At 34.0% G+C, this 18327-nt stretch carries 14 protein-coding genes; all 14 read left to right on the forward strand.

Annotated elements, in window-relative coordinates:
* Nucleotides 1–6: 6 nt before the first annotated feature.
* The 14 genes from ACYSNV_RS08355 (at nucleotide 7) to ACYSNV_RS08420 (ending at nucleotide 18266) form a co-directional block, all read left to right on the forward strand.
* The gene (locus ACYSNV_RS08355; protein ID WP_461762114.1) at nucleotides 7–933 is read left to right on the forward strand and encodes a hypothetical protein; all 927 of its coding nucleotides are present in this window, start codon (nucleotides 7–9) and stop codon (nucleotides 931–933) included.
* Nucleotides 926–1816, forward strand: coding sequence for a hypothetical protein (locus ACYSNV_RS08360; protein WP_461762115.1), 891 nt, complete (start codon nucleotides 926–928; stop codon nucleotides 1814–1816). The genes ACYSNV_RS08355 and ACYSNV_RS08360 overlap by 8 nt, the downstream gene beginning before the upstream one ends.
* Nucleotides 1813–3012: a hypothetical protein gene (locus ACYSNV_RS08365; RefSeq protein WP_461762116.1), complete on the forward strand. Its 1200-nt coding sequence runs from the start codon at nucleotides 1813–1815 to the stop codon at nucleotides 3010–3012. The genes ACYSNV_RS08360 and ACYSNV_RS08365 overlap by 4 nt, the downstream gene beginning before the upstream one ends.
* An 11-nt stretch (nucleotides 3013–3023) precedes the next feature.
* On the forward strand, nucleotides 3024–4022 hold the full coding sequence (locus ACYSNV_RS08370; RefSeq protein ID WP_461762117.1) for an AAA family ATPase: 999 nt from the start codon (nucleotides 3024–3026) through the stop codon (nucleotides 4020–4022).
* Between the two features lie 13 nt (nucleotides 4023–4035).
* Nucleotides 4036–5370 (forward strand): DUF58 domain-containing protein, encoded by a 1335-nt coding sequence (locus tag ACYSNV_RS08375; protein ID WP_461762118.1) that lies wholly within the window; start codon nucleotides 4036–4038, stop codon nucleotides 5368–5370.
* Nucleotide 5371: 1 nt separating this feature from the next.
* Nucleotides 5372–6172, forward strand: coding sequence for a TrmH family RNA methyltransferase (locus tag ACYSNV_RS08380; RefSeq protein WP_461762119.1), 801 nt, complete (start codon nucleotides 5372–5374; stop codon nucleotides 6170–6172).
* Between the two features lie 335 nt (nucleotides 6173–6507).
* Nucleotides 6508–8712: a RelA/SpoT family protein gene (locus ACYSNV_RS08385; protein WP_461762120.1), complete on the forward strand. Its 2205-nt coding sequence runs from the start codon at nucleotides 6508–6510 to the stop codon at nucleotides 8710–8712.
* A gap of 169 nt (nucleotides 8713–8881) precedes the next feature.
* Nucleotides 8882–9328: a Fur family transcriptional regulator gene (locus ACYSNV_RS08390; RefSeq protein ID WP_461762135.1), complete on the forward strand. Its 447-nt coding sequence runs from the start codon at nucleotides 8882–8884 to the stop codon at nucleotides 9326–9328.
* A gap of 58 nt (nucleotides 9329–9386) precedes the next feature.
* Nucleotides 9387–10658, forward strand: coding sequence for an adenylosuccinate synthase (locus ACYSNV_RS08395; protein WP_461762121.1), 1272 nt, complete (start codon nucleotides 9387–9389; stop codon nucleotides 10656–10658).
* A 116-nt stretch (nucleotides 10659–10774) separates the two neighbouring features.
* Nucleotides 10775–12712, forward strand: a complete 1938-nt coding sequence (locus ACYSNV_RS08400; protein WP_461762122.1) for an OstA-like protein — start codon at nucleotides 10775–10777, stop codon at nucleotides 12710–12712.
* A 44-nt stretch (nucleotides 12713–12756) separates the two neighbouring features.
* Nucleotides 12757–13950 (forward strand): aspartate aminotransferase family protein, encoded by a 1194-nt coding sequence (locus ACYSNV_RS08405; RefSeq protein ID WP_461762123.1) that lies wholly within the window; start codon nucleotides 12757–12759, stop codon nucleotides 13948–13950.
* A gap of 35 nt (nucleotides 13951–13985) precedes the next feature.
* The gene (locus tag ACYSNV_RS08410) at nucleotides 13986–15383 is read left to right on the forward strand and encodes a tetratricopeptide repeat protein (protein WP_461762136.1); all 1398 of its coding nucleotides are present in this window, start codon (nucleotides 13986–13988) and stop codon (nucleotides 15381–15383) included.
* A 52-nt stretch (nucleotides 15384–15435) separates the two neighbouring features.
* The gene (locus tag ACYSNV_RS08415; RefSeq protein ID WP_461762124.1) at nucleotides 15436–16173 is read left to right on the forward strand and encodes a shikimate dehydrogenase family protein; all 738 of its coding nucleotides are present in this window, start codon (nucleotides 15436–15438) and stop codon (nucleotides 16171–16173) included.
* A 212-nt stretch (nucleotides 16174–16385) separates the two neighbouring features.
* Entirely contained in the window at nucleotides 16386–18266 is a 1881-nt protein-coding gene (locus ACYSNV_RS08420) for a DUF349 domain-containing protein (RefSeq protein WP_461762125.1), read from the forward strand.
* Nucleotides 18267–18327: the final 61 nt, after the last annotated feature.

Here is an 18327-nt window from a genome sequence, read left to right on the forward strand (position 1 = left end):
CAGATAATGATTCCAATTTTTAAAGTCAGAACCTTTAGCGATTACCTACAAGACACCATTGATTTTTTTAAAACATCAGGTAAAACGTTTCTTACCAACTATCTAAAACTAGTAGGTGTGTTATTGGTTATCACCATCGGATTAAATCAGGTTGTAACTAATTCAAGCTTGAATTTTTTAAATCAAATCTCCCAGGTATCTAACGAATCATCCCAGGTATTTTCCCCCATTAATATTCTCTCGATAATTGTTTTGATAATCATTGGATTTATTCTAACTATTGTTACCTGGTTATATCCTGTTTTTGTGCTAAAAGCACAAACTACCCCTTTAATTAAACAACCAGGCGCACCAGAGTTAAAGGTTTTGATTAAACAAAACGCCTTACGAACAATTGGATTTTTTATTTTAAGTTCCTTATTTGGAACTCCCCTTATTTTCTTAAGCTTTATTTTAGCTGGCCTTTTGGTTTTCTTAATTGTTGGGATTCCATTATTATTAATTATTTTTCCGTTAGCCATTTCGTTTTTCTCTCTCGCTTTTTATGACTATACGTTAAATAAAAGCTCGTTTTTTGAATCCTACAGAGTTGCCTACGCCATGATTCGAAAAAATTTCGTATCCATTGTAGCCAACAACTGTATTATTCTAATTTTAATGACCATAGCCATGGGGATTCCAGCCTTATCCCTACAAGGTTTACAAATGGGAGCCATCTTAGAGGGCGTAGATTCTACCAGTTTTCAAACACCGGGGATTCTTATGCAATTAGCCCTTATTATAGTCACGACCATAGCCACCTTTGCCAATTATATTATCTATACCATTTTTATGGTCAATCAAGGAATGGTCTATTTTAGTGAACTAGAAAGAAGGGATAGCCTACAGGTGGTAGATTTAATTGAATCAATCGGAAATTCAAAAAATGAATAAAAACCTATTTGCACTTATTTTCTGTGTTTTATTTTACGGTGAACTATTGTCAAATAGCTTACCGTTTAACTTATTGGCACAAAACCTAGTATCTGGGCAACACTCCGATAGTATACCAAGCAAGCAAAAACAGATACCCACACAAGACCAAGAACTCTTTACACATAAAGACACCCTTGTTTATCTACAAGAAGCTACATCACCTTCCATAAAACACACCTATGATCTAGAACTTAAAACAGACAAGAACACTGCGATACAACAAAGAAAATTCACTCCCTATTTTAAAGATAAATACAAAACAGATCCTGATTTTTCATACACCGAGCAGCAATTATCTACTTGGGCAAAAATCAAAAAAAGTATAGAACGCTTTTTAATGGAGTTATTTGATTTTAATATAGATGCACAAAGCAAGTCTAACTTAAATATCTTTTTGCGAGTATTGTCTTTTGTAGGTTTATTTTTAATAATATACTATTTAATTAAAGCCTATTTATCCAAAGATATATATTGGTTATTTAAAAAAACAGCGAAAAACTTTCAAATTGATTTCCAACAAGTTGAATCAAATTTACAGCAAACCGATTTACAAACTCTAATAAATCAGAGCGTTGACTCTGGCAATTACAGAACCGCTATACGACTTTATTATCTATGGGTGGTAAAGCACTTAGACCAACAAGGTGTACTGAGTTTTAATACTCAAAAAACAAACTCTGCTTACTTAACCCAGATTAAAGATCCGCTATTAAAAGAAGATTTTAATAAGATTTGTTATTTATATAACCACATTTGGTATGGCCAAAGAACAATTAGCTTACAGGAATTTACCCTAGCCAAACAAAGTTTTATTAAAATTCTAAATCACGATAAGTCATGAAAAACATCATCCAGAAATTACTGCTTATTTTGGTGATCACCTCATGTATTGTCTTGGCAGTTAATTTAAATCAAACCCCACCTATTAATTGGTCTGAAACCTACCATCGTGAAGATAAAATCCCATACGGTAGTTTTATTTTAGATCAAGAATTACAAGGTATAATGCAAAATGATTCGATAATTCGAACCAGCGATAATCTCTACAGTTTTCTAACCAGTGGTATAATAGATACCCTAAATCCAAGTAACCTAGTGATGATAGGCCCTTTGGACTATATTGACAAGCCCACTACTAAGAGACTTTTTCAATATATTGAAAAGGGAAACACCGTAATGTTATTAATGCCGTATATAGATCATGCACTAACAGATACTTTAATGATTCAAATAAAGTATAATTACTCAACTACAGATCAAAACTCCTATCAACTAACCAATAAAAATCTTTCTAACCAAGTTTTTTCCTATGACTACTTTGATGCATATCATTTTGATATTCCCGATACAGCACGAAGTAAAATAACTGTTTTAGGCAACAAGATTTCCCAAGGTAAATCGCAACCAAACTTAATTCTGGTTCCTTTAAAACAAGGACAACTTATTTTAGGATTAAATCCCATTGCATTTACCAACTATTTCCTTTTACAAAGCAATAATCACCTATATGCGCAAAGTGTACTGTCCTATTTACCCAATCAAACAACCTATTTTTTTATTAAACCCGATAAGCTAAGTTCGCAAAATCAACACAATTCAGATTCTATTATGCGCTTTGTTTTTGCAAATCCAGCTTTAAAATGGGCATGGCGATTATTCTTACTAACTTTCTTTTTATTTGCTTTATTTACCGCCAAGCGAAAACAGAAAATTATTCCAATTATTAGTCCCTTGAGAAACAATAGTGTTGATTTTGTTAAAACAATATCTAACCTATATATTCAAAACAAGGACTACACGGATATTATGCAAAAAAGCATTTTTTATACCTTAGAAAAAATACGAACTAAGTACTATATTCAAACCCAGGAATTAAATCAAGACTTTGTGGAACAATTAGCCAAAAAGTCTCTTAAAAATATTCAGGATATACAAAACTTCACAAATTTTGTAAATCAATTCTACCAAAACAAACAAACTGGTAACAAGGAATTATTACTTGAATTAAATAAATTAACCCAACAAATCATTGATTAAAAAATAGAGCCATGCAAGACCAAATCTCAAATCAAGAAAACTTACAGTTCACCTCTAGGGTAGATTTGAAAAATCTACAACAAAGTGTACAAAAAATACGCGATGAAATTCAAAAAGTAATAGTTGGTCAAGAATTAATAACCGATCAAATCATCGTAGCCCTACTAACCGGAGGACATATTCTTTTAGAAGGAGTTCCAGGGGTGGCAAAAACTTTAATAGCTAAGTTACTAGCTAAGTGTATCACTATTGACTTTAGCCGTATTCAGTTCACGCCGGATTTAATGCCTTCCGACATTCTAGGAACTTCAATATTCAATCAAAAAAATAATGAGTTTGAGTTTAAAAAGGGCCCAATATTTTCCAATATGGTTCTAATTGACGAAATTAACCGAGCTCCAGCCAAAACACAATCTGCTCTTTTTGAGGTCATGGAAGAAAGGCAAATCACCATTGATTCGAAGAATTATACCTTAGAAAAACCCTTTATTGTAATAGCTACCCAAAATCCAATTGAACAAGAGGGAACCTATTCCCTTCCTGAGGCTCAATTAGATCGTTTTTTATTTAAAATTCAAGTTGGATATCCAACCTTGAGCCAAGAAATTGAACTATTAAACAAAGAACATTCCCTAGAGAATCAAAATAAATTAGATTTAGTAAACGGTGTTTTAACTCAACAAGAATTAATTGAATACCAAAGAATTATAAAACAGATAATAATTGAGCCACATTTAATACAATATATAGCTCAAATTGTAGGAGCCACAAGAGATAATTCCCTTTTATACTTAGGGGCATCTCCCAGAGCTTCTATTGCCATATTAAATGCAAGTAAGGGCTTTGCAGCTATTGATAATCGTGATTTTGTTACCCCTGAGGATATAAAACAAGCCGCTATTCCCGTACTTTCTCACCGCGTTTCTCTTGCCCCCGAGCGTGAGATGGAGGGTATTAAACAAAACCAAGTAATCACTCAGATTATTGATTCAATTGAAATTCCAAGATAACCTCAAATAAACAATGGGTAATTTTTTCGCTTCTGTTTTCTTGCCGCCAAAGCTCTACAAAGCCCTTGGGATTTGTATTGGTCTTTTTATCGTATCGTTTTTCATTCCAATTGTGTATGTTATCGCCTGGACACTTTTATGTATTACTTGTGTTTTAATTGCTGTAGATTGCTTTTTTGTTTATAAAAAAAACAATCCTATTAAAGCCCATCGAACCCTGCCTGAAAAATTATCTAACTCAGATAATAATCCAGTCTTAATACAGATTACCAGCTTTTATACTTTTAAAGTACATTTAAGGATAATAGATGAGATACCAGATCCGTTTCAAATTCGAGATTTTCATATCGATTTAAAACTAGCCCCCTTACAAACCACCACCACCAGTTATGAACTTCGCCCAACTAAAAGAGGAGTTCTGCAATTTGGAAACCTCAACGTATTTATAAAAGGACCTTTAGGGCTTATTGTTCGCCGAATTGTTTTTAATCAAAACACATCCATTGACTCCTATCCTTCGTTTATCCAAATGAAAAAGTACCAGTTAATGGCCTTTTCTAAAAAAAATTACGCCCCTGGACAAACCAAAATTAGAAAGTTAGGTACTAGTTTAGAATTTGAACAAATACGAGATTATCAAGACAAAGATGATATGCGGTATGTTAACTGGAGAGCAACGGCTAAAGCAAACAAACTAATGGTGAATCAATATCAAGATACAACCTCTCAAAGTGTTTACTGTATTTTAGATAAAAGCAGAGCCATGCAAATGCCATTTAACAACTTGCAACTACTTGATTATGCTATCAATGCTACATTGGCAATTAGCAATATTATATTAAAGAAAAACGATCGAGTTGGGCTTTTAAGTTTAGCTGAAAATGTACAAGATAAGTTACAAGCCTCCAATAAACCTGGACAACTAGAACGTATTAACCAGTGTTTATATAACCTAGATACAAACTTTAAAGAAAGTAATTATGGTGAACTTTACAATTATGTAAAAACAAAAATACCCCAAAGATCTTTACTTTTATTATTTACCAATTTTGAATCTATATCAAACCTAAACAGACAACTACCCTACCTAAGAGCTATAGCAAAAAAACATCTTTTAGTAGTTGTATTTTTTGAAAATACCTTATTGGAGGATATTGCACAAAGTAAGCCTAAAAATATTGATCAAATATTTGACAAAGTAATAGCAGAAAAATTTACCTTTGAAAAACGTTTAATCGTACAGCAATTAACCAAATACGGCATAGCAAGTATTTTAACTAAGCCAGAGAGTTTAACCATACAAACCATCAATAAGTACTTACAAATCAAAGCAAAAGGAAATTTATAAAATGATTCACAAAAACATAGAAAGCATCCATAATCCAATTATTAAATCCATTGTACAGCTTCAAGACAAGGCCAAAAATAGAAAAAAGGAACAAAGTTTTGTTATCGAAGGAATTCGCGAGATCCAATTGGCTTTAAAAGGAGGTTATCAAATAACCACGCTTTTGTTTCAAAGCGAATTAATTTCATTACATACCCTTGGTGATCTTATCCTTGAAGATACCCAGGTTATACAAATTAGCAAGGAGGTTTATCAAAAACTGGCCTATCGCGATACCACCGAGGGGGTAATTGCCATTGCTAGGAGTAAATCATTACTTTTACAGGATTTAAAGCTGAAAGAAAACGCACTAATTCTCGTTGCTGAGGCTACAGAAAAACCTGGAAATATAGGCGCTATTTTACGCTCAGCCGATGCTGCCAATATAGATGCGGTGATTATTGCCAATCCAAAGACCGATTTATACAATCCAAATGTGATTAGATCCTCGGTGGGTTGCGTTTTTACCAATCAAATTGCAGTTGGTTCCACACTAGATACCATTGCTTTTTTAAAGCAAAACCAGATTTCCATTTACTGCGCTACCCTACAGGACTCAACCCCTTACCATACATTAGATTATAAAACCTCTACAGCCTTTGTTGTGGGTACCGAGGCCACTGGCTTAAGCCAAGAGTTTAGACAAAACAGTACTAAGAATATAATTATCCCTATGAGTGGTCAAATCGACTCGATGAATGTTTCTGTTGCTGCATCAATTTTACTTTTTGAGGCCAAAAGACAACGTGATTTTAACTACTAATTGTTTTTGACTAATGCTGTATTATACGATTTAAAAAACAAAATATCTTCACAAAACACATCCGATCGCATAAAGCATGCTTTTGTATTTTTCTAGCTAGATTATGCCATTTTGTGAATTTTCCATAATCAAAAAAAAGTATTCACCGTGATTTAGAATGATTCTTTACTAGCTCAAAGCCTTTGATTTAGTGTTTAATATACCTGCCTTTTTTAAGAGCTATCTGTTTTGTCAATAGTGCTATAATAATTTAACATAGAGTGTTAAATTCATTATTGGTTTATTTCGTATCTTTCAGTTGTAAATAGACCCTAGATTAAGCTAAGAAAGTATATATGACAGAGGCAGAAATTGAATTAGAAAACAAAGCAATTGCACAGCAATACAAAGAACTATTAAAGATAAGTTACCAAACTCTTTCAGATCAGGATAAAAAACTAATCCGAAAGGCCTTTGATGTAGCGGTTGAGGCACATAAAGATCAAAGAAGAAAATCCGGAGAAGCCTATATTTTCCATCCGATTGCTGTGGCTAAAATTGTAGCCTCTGAGATTGGTTTGGGTGCTACCTCTATTGCCTCTGCTTTACTTCATGATGTGGTGGAGGATACCGATATTACTGTAAAACAAATTGAAGAGTGGTTTAACCCTAAGGTAGCTCAAATTGTAGAGGGACTTACAAAGATGGCTCTTTTAGAGCCTGATCCACATATCTCCATGCAGGCCGAGAATTATCGCAAAATGCTTCTAACTTTAAACGACGATGTTAGAGTTATTTTAATCAAGATTGCCGATAGGTTGCACAATATGCAAACCATGGAAAGTATGGTGGATTACAAACAGGCAAAAATTGCTTCGGAGACACTTTATATCTATGCGCCCCTAGCCCACCGACTTGGACTATTTAACATCAAAACTAAGTTAGAAGATTTAGGTCTTAAATACACTGAGCCTTTAGTGTATAATGAGATTTCCAATCGCATGATGGAAAGCACAGAGGAGCAACAAGCTTATATAAAAAGTGTTTCGGATATCTTAAAAGAGTCCCTTGATGAAGAAGGCATTGAATACTCGATGAAAGGCAGACCAAAATCGATTTATTCGATACGCAGAAAAATGAAAGCACAAAATGTAACCTTTGACGAGGTGTACGATAAATTTGCCCTGCGTATTATATACAACTCTACTCCCCATGATGAAAAATTTATTGCTTGGAAAATTTACTCCATTGTAACGGACCATTTCAGACCCTCTCCCAATCGATTAAGAGACTGGATTTCTGCGCCAAAATCCACGGGATATGAAGCACTACATATAACAGTTATGGGACCTAAAGGACGATGGGTAGAGATTCAAATTCGAAGCCAGCGAATGGATGAGATAGCAGAAAAAGGTTATGCGGCACATTATAAATATAAACAAGGAGTGACCGAGGAAAACACCCTAGATATTTGGTTGAATCAATTAAAAGAAGCCTTAGAAAATGCAGAGACCGATGCGGTGGATTTTGTAGAAGACTTTAAATTGAGTTTATATTCGAAAGAAATCTATGTTTTCACCCCTAAAGGACAAATAAAATCCCTCCCAAAGGGTGCAACAGCTTTAGATTTTGCCTTTGCCATTCACTCCGAGGTAGGTTTACACACCAGAGGAACCAGGGTAAATGGAAGGTTGGTACCATTAAATTACATACTCAATAGTGGAGACCAAGTCGAGGTTATTACCTCAGAGAGTAAAAAACCTTCTCCTAGTTGGCTTGAATATGCTACCACATCAAGGGCTAGAAATAAAATTAAAAGTGCCTTAAATGAAAATATTAAAAAAATAGCCGATGAGGGTAAAGAACAGTTAAAACGAAAATTAAAACACCTAAAGGTGAACATGGACGAGAAGGTAGTCAATGAAATGGTGGTTCATTTCAAATTAAAGACCTCTCAGGACTTATTTTACCGTGTAGGTGCAGGTGTGATTGATAACTCTCAACTAAAAGAATACGCATCGAATCGCAACAATACTCTTTTTAATTTCTTTAAAAAGACCATCAAAAGAGCACCTTCTATCCCCGCAATGATAGAACCCGATCAAAAAGCTCCTGATTTACTAGTCTTTGGAAAAGATAAAGAGAAATTAGATTATAAATTAGCAACTTGTTGTAATCCTATAGCCGGGGAAAGCGTGTTTGGATTTGTAACAATAAATGAAGGTATAAAAGTACACCGAACCGATTGTCCCAACGCCATTAGTTTACGCTCGAATTACGCCTATAGAATATTACCTGCGCAATGGGTTGATTCTTCTTCGGCAATGAACTTTGAGGCTACCATTAATATCCTTGGTTTGGATTCCACAGGTCTAACCAGTGAGATTACAAAAATTATCATGGAGAGTAATGTGGTAAATATTCGAAGTATCTCCCTTACCGAAGACGCAGGAATTTTCAAAGGAAGTATAACGGTTATTGTGCAAAATAATGATATATTGAAACGCATGATAAACAATATCAAAAAGATAGAAGGAATCGAAAAAGTTACAAGAGGTTAATTACCTAAACAATACCTATTAAACACTCTTTTATTCACACCTAAGTTGAGCGAAATTGTGTTAAACCAAACCACTATAAACAAAAATTATAGTTAATAATAATTCAATGTGCAGTTTTATGCCCTTGAAAACAAAAATAGCTATATATTTGCAATTAAGATATTTTGACATGGGAAGTGAAAAAAATCAAGAAATAGTTAAAAACGTATTTACTAAATTTTTAGAAGAAAGGGGGCATAGAAAAACTCCTGAGAGATACGCTATTTTACAAGAAATTTACGAAAGTGAGGAACATTTTGATATAGAGTCATTATATATCAAGATGAAGAATAAAAATTATCGAGTAAGTAGAGCAACGCTATACAATACAATTGAAATTTTATTGGAATGTGGTCTTGTTAGACGTCATCAATTTGGTCAAAACCAAGCGCATTACGAAAAGTCGTATTTTGACAAACAACATGATCATCTTATTTTAACAGACACAGGAGAGGTTATTGAATTTTGCGATCCTAGAATTCAAACAATCAAAAAAACCATAGAAGAGATTTTTGAAGTAGAAATTTCTAATCATTCCCTATACTTTTATGGAGTAAAGAAAAATCCTGAAAAATAAGCTTTAAAAATTACAAATAAAACCACATCTAAATACAAAACATTTAACAACACAAATAATGACAGTAGATTTACTACTTGGCCTACAATGGGGCGATGAAGGAAAAGGTAAAATTGTTGACGTATTAACTTCTAAATACGACATTATTGCACGTTTTCAAGGTGGCCCTAATGCTGGACATACCTTAGAGTTTGATGGTATCAAGCACGTTTTAAGAACAATTCCGTCTGGAATTTTTCACAAAAACGCCATTAACATCATCGGAAACGGAGTTGTAATTGACCCAGTAGTCTTCATCAAAGAAATTGAAGGCTTAGAGAAATTCAACATCGATATTTACAACCGTTTGTTGATTTCTAGAAAAGCGCATTTAATTCTGCCAACGCACCGCCTTTTAGATGCTGCATCTGAAACAGCAAAAGGAAAGGCTAAAATTGGTTCTACATTAAAGGGAATTGGTCCAACTTACATGGATAAAACCGGTAGAAACGGTCTACGAGTTGGTGATATTGAATTAGCAGATTTTAAGCAACGCTACCGTGCATTAGCCGATAAACACCAGGCTATGATTAAATTCCACGATGTAGACCTACAATATAATTTAGCAGAAATGGAAGAAGAGTTTTTCCAAGCTGTGGAACAGCTAAAAAAACTAACTTTCATTGATAGTGAGCATTATCTTCACTCGGCTATTAAACAAGGTAAATCTATTTTGGCTGAAGGAGCTCAGGGATCTTTGCTAGATATTGATTTTGGTACTTATCCATTTGTTACCTCTTCCAATACAACGGCAGCTGGAGCTTGTACAGGTCTTGGAATATCTCCAAATAAAGTAAAAAATGTATTTGGAATCTTCAAAGCCTACACAACACGTGTTGGTAGCGGTCCTTTCCCTACAGAATTATTCGATAAAACTGGAGAAACAATGGCACAAGTTGGTCGTGAATTCGGTTCAGTAACAGGAAGAGCTAGACGTTGTGGCTGGTTAGATTTAGTTGCTTTAAAATACGCAGTAGAGGTAAATGGAGTAACTGAATTATACATGATGAAAGCAGATGTATTATCAGGATTTGATACCTTGGAGGTTTGTACTAAGTATTTATACAATGGCCAAGAAATCGATCACCTTCCTTATAATATTGAGCCGGAAAACATCACTCCTATCTACCAACAGAAAAAAGGTTGGAAACAAGACTTAACTGGTATGACAAGCTATGAGCAACTTCCTGTTGAGTTAAAAGAATACATTTCTTTTATCGAGCAAGAAGTTGGGGTTCCTGTGAAAATTGTTTCTGTAGGACCAGATAGAACACAAACCATTATTAAATAATAAGTTACATATATTAAAAGCACTTGAAAATTCAAGTGCTTTTTTTTTGCAAACCTTCCTTAGGAAGTGATAATTTATTCTTAACTGAAATTTTTGTTCACATATTTTACTTAAATTTGAAAAAAATTACAGAATTGAGAGCTTTACATTATACCATACTTTTTTCACTCTTATCCCTTATTAGTTTTAGTCAAATAAAAGATTCTAAAAAAATCATTATCCACCACGCAGATTTCTCGGATATAAACCAAAATATTTTACCCGATGCCGTTATTCTAACGGGAAATGTATCTGCCGAACACGATGGGATGACTATGACTTGTGATAAGGCCTATTATTTTGAGAATGAAAACTATTTAAAACTCTTTGGAAACGTTCATGTTGTCCAACAAGACACCTTGAGTATGGATAGCAAATATGCCGAATATAATGCTGCCAATGGCTTTGCCTATGCCCAAGGAGAAGTTGTTTTAAGCTCACCGGATTCAACCCTTGAAACAGATACATTAAAATTTGATAGAAATCGAAATCTTCTATTCTACGATTCATATGGTAAAATCACCAATAAAAACAATGTACTAACAAGTAACAATGGTAGGTATTATACCGATCAAAAAAAATTTCAATTCTTAAACGGGGTGGTAATCACCACAGAAAATGGAACCAAAGTAGAGTCTAATCATTTAGATTACTACGAACAACCCGAACATGCCTATTTAATAGGTCCCTCTACCGTAACTAACCAAGAAAATGTTATTTATACCGAAAATGGTTTTTATGATATTCAAAACGATATCGCCAAGCTTTTAAAAAACTCTCATATCTGGCATGAAAAAAGAAAAATTGAAGCGGACTCTATTTACTACGATCGAAATAAAGAGTTTGCCTCAGCCTCTTACTTTGTGAAAATTACAGATACTATAAACAAGGCGATTATCAATAGTCATTATGCCGAGGTATATCAAGCCATAGACTCGGTGTATGTTACAAACAAACCCCTTGTTAGCAAGCAAGATCAACAGGGCAATACCATGTATTTATATGCCCCTGTTATTACTTTATCAGGGCCGGAGAAAAACCGCTTAATCCGAGCTTATCATGGAGCACGTATTCTGCGAGATAGTATGAGTGGCAAGGCCGATTCAATTACCTCAAATGAATCAAATGGAATAACACAATTATTAGGCAAACCAGTTGTGTGGAGTGGTGAGAATCAACTAAGTGGTAATCTTATCGAACTCCTTACCAATACTGAAACTCAAAAATTAGATTCCTTAAAAGTTCTACAAGATGCATTTGTTATAGAAAAAGATACCATCGGGCAGGGCTACAACCAATTAAAAGGAGTAAATTTATATGGAAGTTTTTTAGATGGTAAATTAAAAGAGATTGATTTGATTAAAAATACAGAAATGATTTATTATCTGTATAACGATAATCAAGAGCTTGTTGGAATTGACAAAGGAATCTGCTCGCATATAAATATTAGCTTTGAAGATGGACAAATTGCTAGTGCGACAAAATTTGTAGACCCCGATAGTGAATTATATCCAGATAAAGATCTACCGGTTAATGCTAGAAATCTAAGAGGGTTTAATTGGAGAGGTGATGAGAAAATAAACTCATTACAAGAGATATTCCCACAACAGGAGTTAGACAATGAAAAACTACTTTTACAAGAAATTAAACAAAAAAGGCTACTCTATGGTCTACCAATGCCACTAGAACAATCTACATTGGATACCAATGCAGAATTACAAAATTTAAAAGATGCCCAAGAATCGCAGCAAGAATCGCAATGGGAAAAACCTTCTTTAGATCCTGTAAATGACCCATTACAAGACCAAAGCCATCCATTTGAACTAGATCCTATGGAAAAAAACTCCATAGAAATACTAGAGATACAAGAACAAGAAAAAATGCAAAATCCGGATTCTTTTGATTTGGAGACTAGCAATTTAAAAAATCCTATTCAACCTGATTCCCAGGGTAAAGAGGTGAAAACAAAAAGAAAAAACAAAGCAAAATCTAAGTCTAAAAAAAAGAACCAATAGAGTCGTTTTAGATAAATGTAATTAAAAGAAAAATAAGAGTTAAGATGGAGAAAGATTTTTTTAAATACCAAGCCCAGACTTCCCCACATCCTTTAGCCATGAATGTATCTCATGCAAAGGGATCCTATATATACGATACGGACAATAAAGCTCATTTGGATTTTGTAGCAGGTGTATCAGCCTGTACCCTAGGTCATCAGCACCCTAGAGTTAACAAAGCCATTAAAGACCAATTAGATAAATATAGCCACGTGATGGTGTATGGAGAATATATCCAAGATCCAGCAGTGGAGTTTTGTAAACTTTTAGCCCAACATTTACCTCAGCCGTTAAACAAAACCTATTTGGTTAACTCTGGAACCGAAGCCACGGAAGGGGCTTTAAAATTAGCTAAAAGAGTAACCGGTAGAAGCCAATTGATTTCCTGTTTTAACGCCTACCATGGAAATACCCAAGGATCAATGAGTGTTATGGGATTTGAGGATAGAAAAAGAGCTTATAGACCTCTTTTACCGGATGTGGATTTTATTACTTTTAACAACGAAGAAGACTTACTAAAAATTACCGAAAAAACAGCTGGTATTATTTTAGAAACAATTCAAGGAGGAGCTGGCTTTATTCAACCCTTTGATGGGTTTTTAACCAAAGTTAAAAAACGATGCGAGCAAGTTGGAGCCTTAATGATTCTAGATGAAATTCAACCAGGATTTGGAAGAACTGGCAAGCTTTTTGGTTTTCAGAACTACGATGTAGTACCCGATATTGTAGTTATGGGAAAAGGTATGGGAGGCGGAATGCCAGTTGGAGCCTTTAGTGCAAGTGACAAACACATGGACACTTTGTATGATAACCCACGCTTTGGACACATTACCACCTTTGGTGGACACCCAGTTATAGCAGCGGCTAGCCTTGCGGTGTTACAAGAATTGGTACAAACCGATATTATGGAACAAGCCCTTGAGAAAGAAAAACTTTTTAGAGAGTTACTAGTCCATCCATTAATTGAAGATATCAGAGGTATTGGACTAATGCTTGCCCCGATGACTCTTTCACCGGAGATTACAAACCGAGTGATTTTAAAATGTAAAGAACAAGGTTTAATTTTGTTCTGGTTATTATTTGAGGGTAAAGCAATTAGAATTACACCTCCACTGACAATTAGTGAGCAAGAAATCAGAGAAGGTTGCGCCTTAATTATTAAGGCTTTAAATGAAGTACAGCAAGAATTAGGACTGTAAGGGTTCTTTTGTTGTACTAAAACAAAAAACACATGATGCATTTTGATAACGAAGATGAAGAATATAGATTAGCGCTATCGCGTTTTGAATCTATGCTTAAATCAAATAGAGTACTTTTCTTTGATTCTGAAGAATTTGAGGCTATTGTTCTTCACTATTTAGATTCAGGAAAAATTAATCTAGCTAAAAAGGCTTTAAAGCTAGGTGAGGATCAACATCCTAATTCTGTTGGTTTAAAATTAGTCAAGGTAGAGATTTTAATCTTCGAACATAAGTATGAAATAGCCGATCGACTTTTGAATACGATTCAAGAAATGGATCCTACCAATGAAGAGGTTTTTATACAAAGAGCCACTATTTTATCGAAATTAGGTGATCACAATAAGGCCATAGAATTTTTAAAGATTGCCCTTACTTTAACCCAAGATTTAGCAGATGTCTATTCCTTGATGGCAATGGAGTACCTTTTATTGGATGAAATAGAACAAGCCAAGAAGTATTTCATGTTATGTTTAGATCAAGACCTAGATGATCAGACCTCTTTATACAATATTGTATATTGCTTTGACTTTTTGGGCCAAACCCAACAAGCCATTGATTACCTTAGTGAATATATTGAGAAAAAACCATATAGCGAGATTGCATGGCATCAATTAGGCCGTGAATACATGAGTTTAAAGGATTTTGAGAAAGCTGTCTGGGCCTTTGATTATGCTACTTTAATAGATGAGCACTTTGTTGGAGCTTATCTAGAGAAAGGTAAATCTTTAGAGAACCTCGAGCAATACGACCAAGCATTGCAGAACTATATGATAACTTTAGATTTAGACGACGCTACCTCTTATGTGTTATTGCGAATTGGTAAATGTCATCAGAATTTGAACAATATTCCCAAGGCTAATGAATACTTTAAAAGAGCCGTTCACGAAGACCCTTTATTGGATAAAGCCTGGATAGCCCTATGCGATATAGCTTTAAATGAACTAGACTATGAAAAAGCTTTGTTTTATTTACAAAAAGCAATAGACATTGATGAACAGCGTGATTCCTACTGGGGCAGATATGCAGTTATAAACAAATGTCTTTTGAATTTTGAACAAGCACAAATAGGTTATCAAAAAGCTGCGGAATTAGGCAATAATCTTATTGAACTATGGGTTTCTTGGGCAGATTCGTTATATATCCTAGGTGACTACACCACTGCTATTGCTAGATTATTACAAATCTCAGAACTTCACAATAGTACTGCGGGAATAAATGCACGTTTAGCTGTGCTTTATTACACCATTGGAGATAACCATTTAGCAGAGAATTACCTAAACCAGGCACTGAGTCAAGATATAAATAGTAAAGATGTCTTGAAAAAATATTTTCACCATGCCTGGGAGTCTACTTTTTTTCAAAACATTATACGTAAATTTGAAAACCGATAACTAGCAAAGCTATCCTTAAAATAAGGATAGCTTTTTTTTAAAAACATAAATTATGACAAAGCGTTTTGGTCTGATAGGAAAAGATATCTCCTACTCGTTCTCTAAGGATTACTTTGCAAAAAAGTTTGAAAAAGAAAACCTGAAAAATCACCTATATGTAAATTTTGATATACCAGTAATTCAGGATTTTAAACAATTAACTAAACAACACACTGACCTAAAAGGGTTTAATGTGACTATCCCGTATAAACAACAAATTATTCCTTATGTAGATAGTTTATCAAAAACAGCAAAAAAAATAGGAGCAATTAATACGATTCGTATTAAAAAAAATGGTAAACTAAAAGGTTATAATACCGATTGGTATGGTTTTTATCATTCCATTAAACCCCTGTTAAAACTTCGTCATAAAAAGGCACTTATTCTAGGTAATGGTGGGGCGAGTAAAGCCATTGAATATGGCTTAAAAAAATTAAATATCCCCTACAAAATTGTCAGTAGAACTCCCCAAAAAGGAATGCTTAGCTACCAAGATATAACACCGGAGTTAATGCAAAATTATAAGATCATTATAAATACCACTCCTTTGGGAACTTTTCCAAATCTTAGTGATAAGCCACCTATTCCCTACCAGGGTTTCACCCCAGAACATATTGCTTATGATTTAATCTATAACCCAGAGCAAACCGAATTCTTGCGCCTTGCTAGTCAACAAGGAGCCCAAAGTATAAACGGATATCCAATGTTAGTTTTACAGGCCGAAAAAGCTTGGAAAATCTGGAATAAATAAGCCAAGACCTATGAGAAGTTTCTCATAGGTCTTGGTATTTAATAGCCATGCAAAGTGGTATTTGTAATAAAACTAGATTTTTGCTATTTTAAGTCCCTTAAACAGATATCTTCTTACAAATAAGAAGCTATTTTTTAATTTATTTTATTATATTTGAGTAATTTGTAATTTATTACAACCAAAAAATTGTTCAATGTAAGAATTTTTAAATTATGCAAAACCAATCGCACGATAACCTGCAAGATAAAGCAGATGGACAAAATAAGGACGCAAATTTGGACCAAAACCAAAACTCCTCCCAAACCATAGAGCAAACAACCCAATGCTCAAACCAACCAGATAACGATAATGATAACGATAACGAGCTTCCTATTGTAGACTATGATACAATGGACTTACAGGAGTTAACCGAGTCCTTAAAGAAATTAATTAACAATTATTCTACAAACCAAATCAAAGAAGAGGTTGAGCTAATTAAAAAGACTTTTCAACATAAATATGAAGATATTTTTGAGCAAAAGAAAGATATCTTTTTACAAAACAATGCCGATGCATCGGAATCTGATTTTGATTTTAAACTACCTATAAAAGAAGTTTTTGATTCTGCTTTCAATCAATACAAATCAAAAAGAGCAGACCAAATCAAAGATTTAGATGCCAAATTCAAAGCTAATCTACAAACCAGACTTGCTTTGATTGAACAACTAAAAGAATTAGCTGATAATAAATCTGGTAATAGCGTTACGGTAAAACAACTTGATCAAATCCGTCAACAATGGAAAAATGCAGGGAGTGTTGCCAAAGAAAAATACGAAGAGTTATGGAACAATTACCAATTCCATATCGAGAGGTTCTATGATTTATTAACCCTGGATAGAGAAACACGTGATTTGGATTTTAAATATAATTTAGAGCAAAAACAGCGAATCATAGCAAGAGCCAAAGAACTTTTAAATAACCCAGATGTAATTATGGCCTTTAATGAACTACAGGCTTTACACCGCTCTTGGAAAGAAGATACCGGTCCGGTAGATAGAGAACTAAGAAATGAAATCTGGCAAGAATTCACTGATATATCCAAGGAGTTATACAACAAAAAAGAAGCTTTCTTTGACCAGTTAAGAATCTCTGAGAAACAAAACCTAAATGCCAAAGTAGCTATAATTAGTCAAATCGACGAGTCCTCTAAAAAAGATATTCGTACACATGGGCAATGGCAAAAAGAAATCAGAAAAGTAGAACAACTACGCAATGAGTTTTTTGCCATTGGAAAAGTACCACGTCAAAGCACAGGACAACTTTGGGATTTGTTTAAAATAGCCATTAAGCGTTTCAATGCTAGTAAAAACAACTTCTACAAAGAGCTTAAAAAAGAGCAGCAAGAGAATTACCTGAAAAAGGTAGCTTTAATTAAACTGGCACAAGAACATCAACACAGTACCGATTTTAAAGCCTCTACTCCTATTATGAAAAACATTCAAGATCAGTGGAAGCATATCGGTCATGTACCCAAGAAACATTCCGCTAGTCTTTGGGAGGAATTTAAAGTCGCTTGTAATACCTATTTTGAGCGCTTACATGATCTAGTTGATCAAGAGCACCAACAAGAATTACAGGCCTTCCTTCGTAAAAAAGAATACCTAAATCTTTTAAAAGGTTTTGAATTATCGGGAGATCATAAAATGGATCTAGCCGAAATTAAAAACCATATGAATAATTGGAAAATTATTGGTAAAGTACCCTCTAGTAAGAGATTTGTTGAAGCGAAGTTCAATAAATTATTAGACACACTTTTTGAGAAACTAGATTTAAGTAAACGTGAAGCCGAATCAGTAAAATTCAGTAATCGTTTAGATAACCTGATTCAAAACAACGATACCGATAAATTATATAACGAAGCAGTATTTTTACACCGTAAAATAGAAGAGGTTTCAAATGATATCCAACAATTAGAGACCAATCTAGCCTATATTCACAACCCTAGTGATAGTAATCCATTTGTAATAGAGGTAAAAAGAAATATAGCCAAGGCCAAAGAAGAACAAAGAATTTTACGTGATAAATTAGCACAATTGCGAAATTTAAATAATTAACAAAGTAAATTTCAACACAAAAACAAGGGGGATGGTATAACTACCATCCCCCTTGTTTTTG

This window comes from Myroides sp. LJL119, from assembly GCF_054871605.1.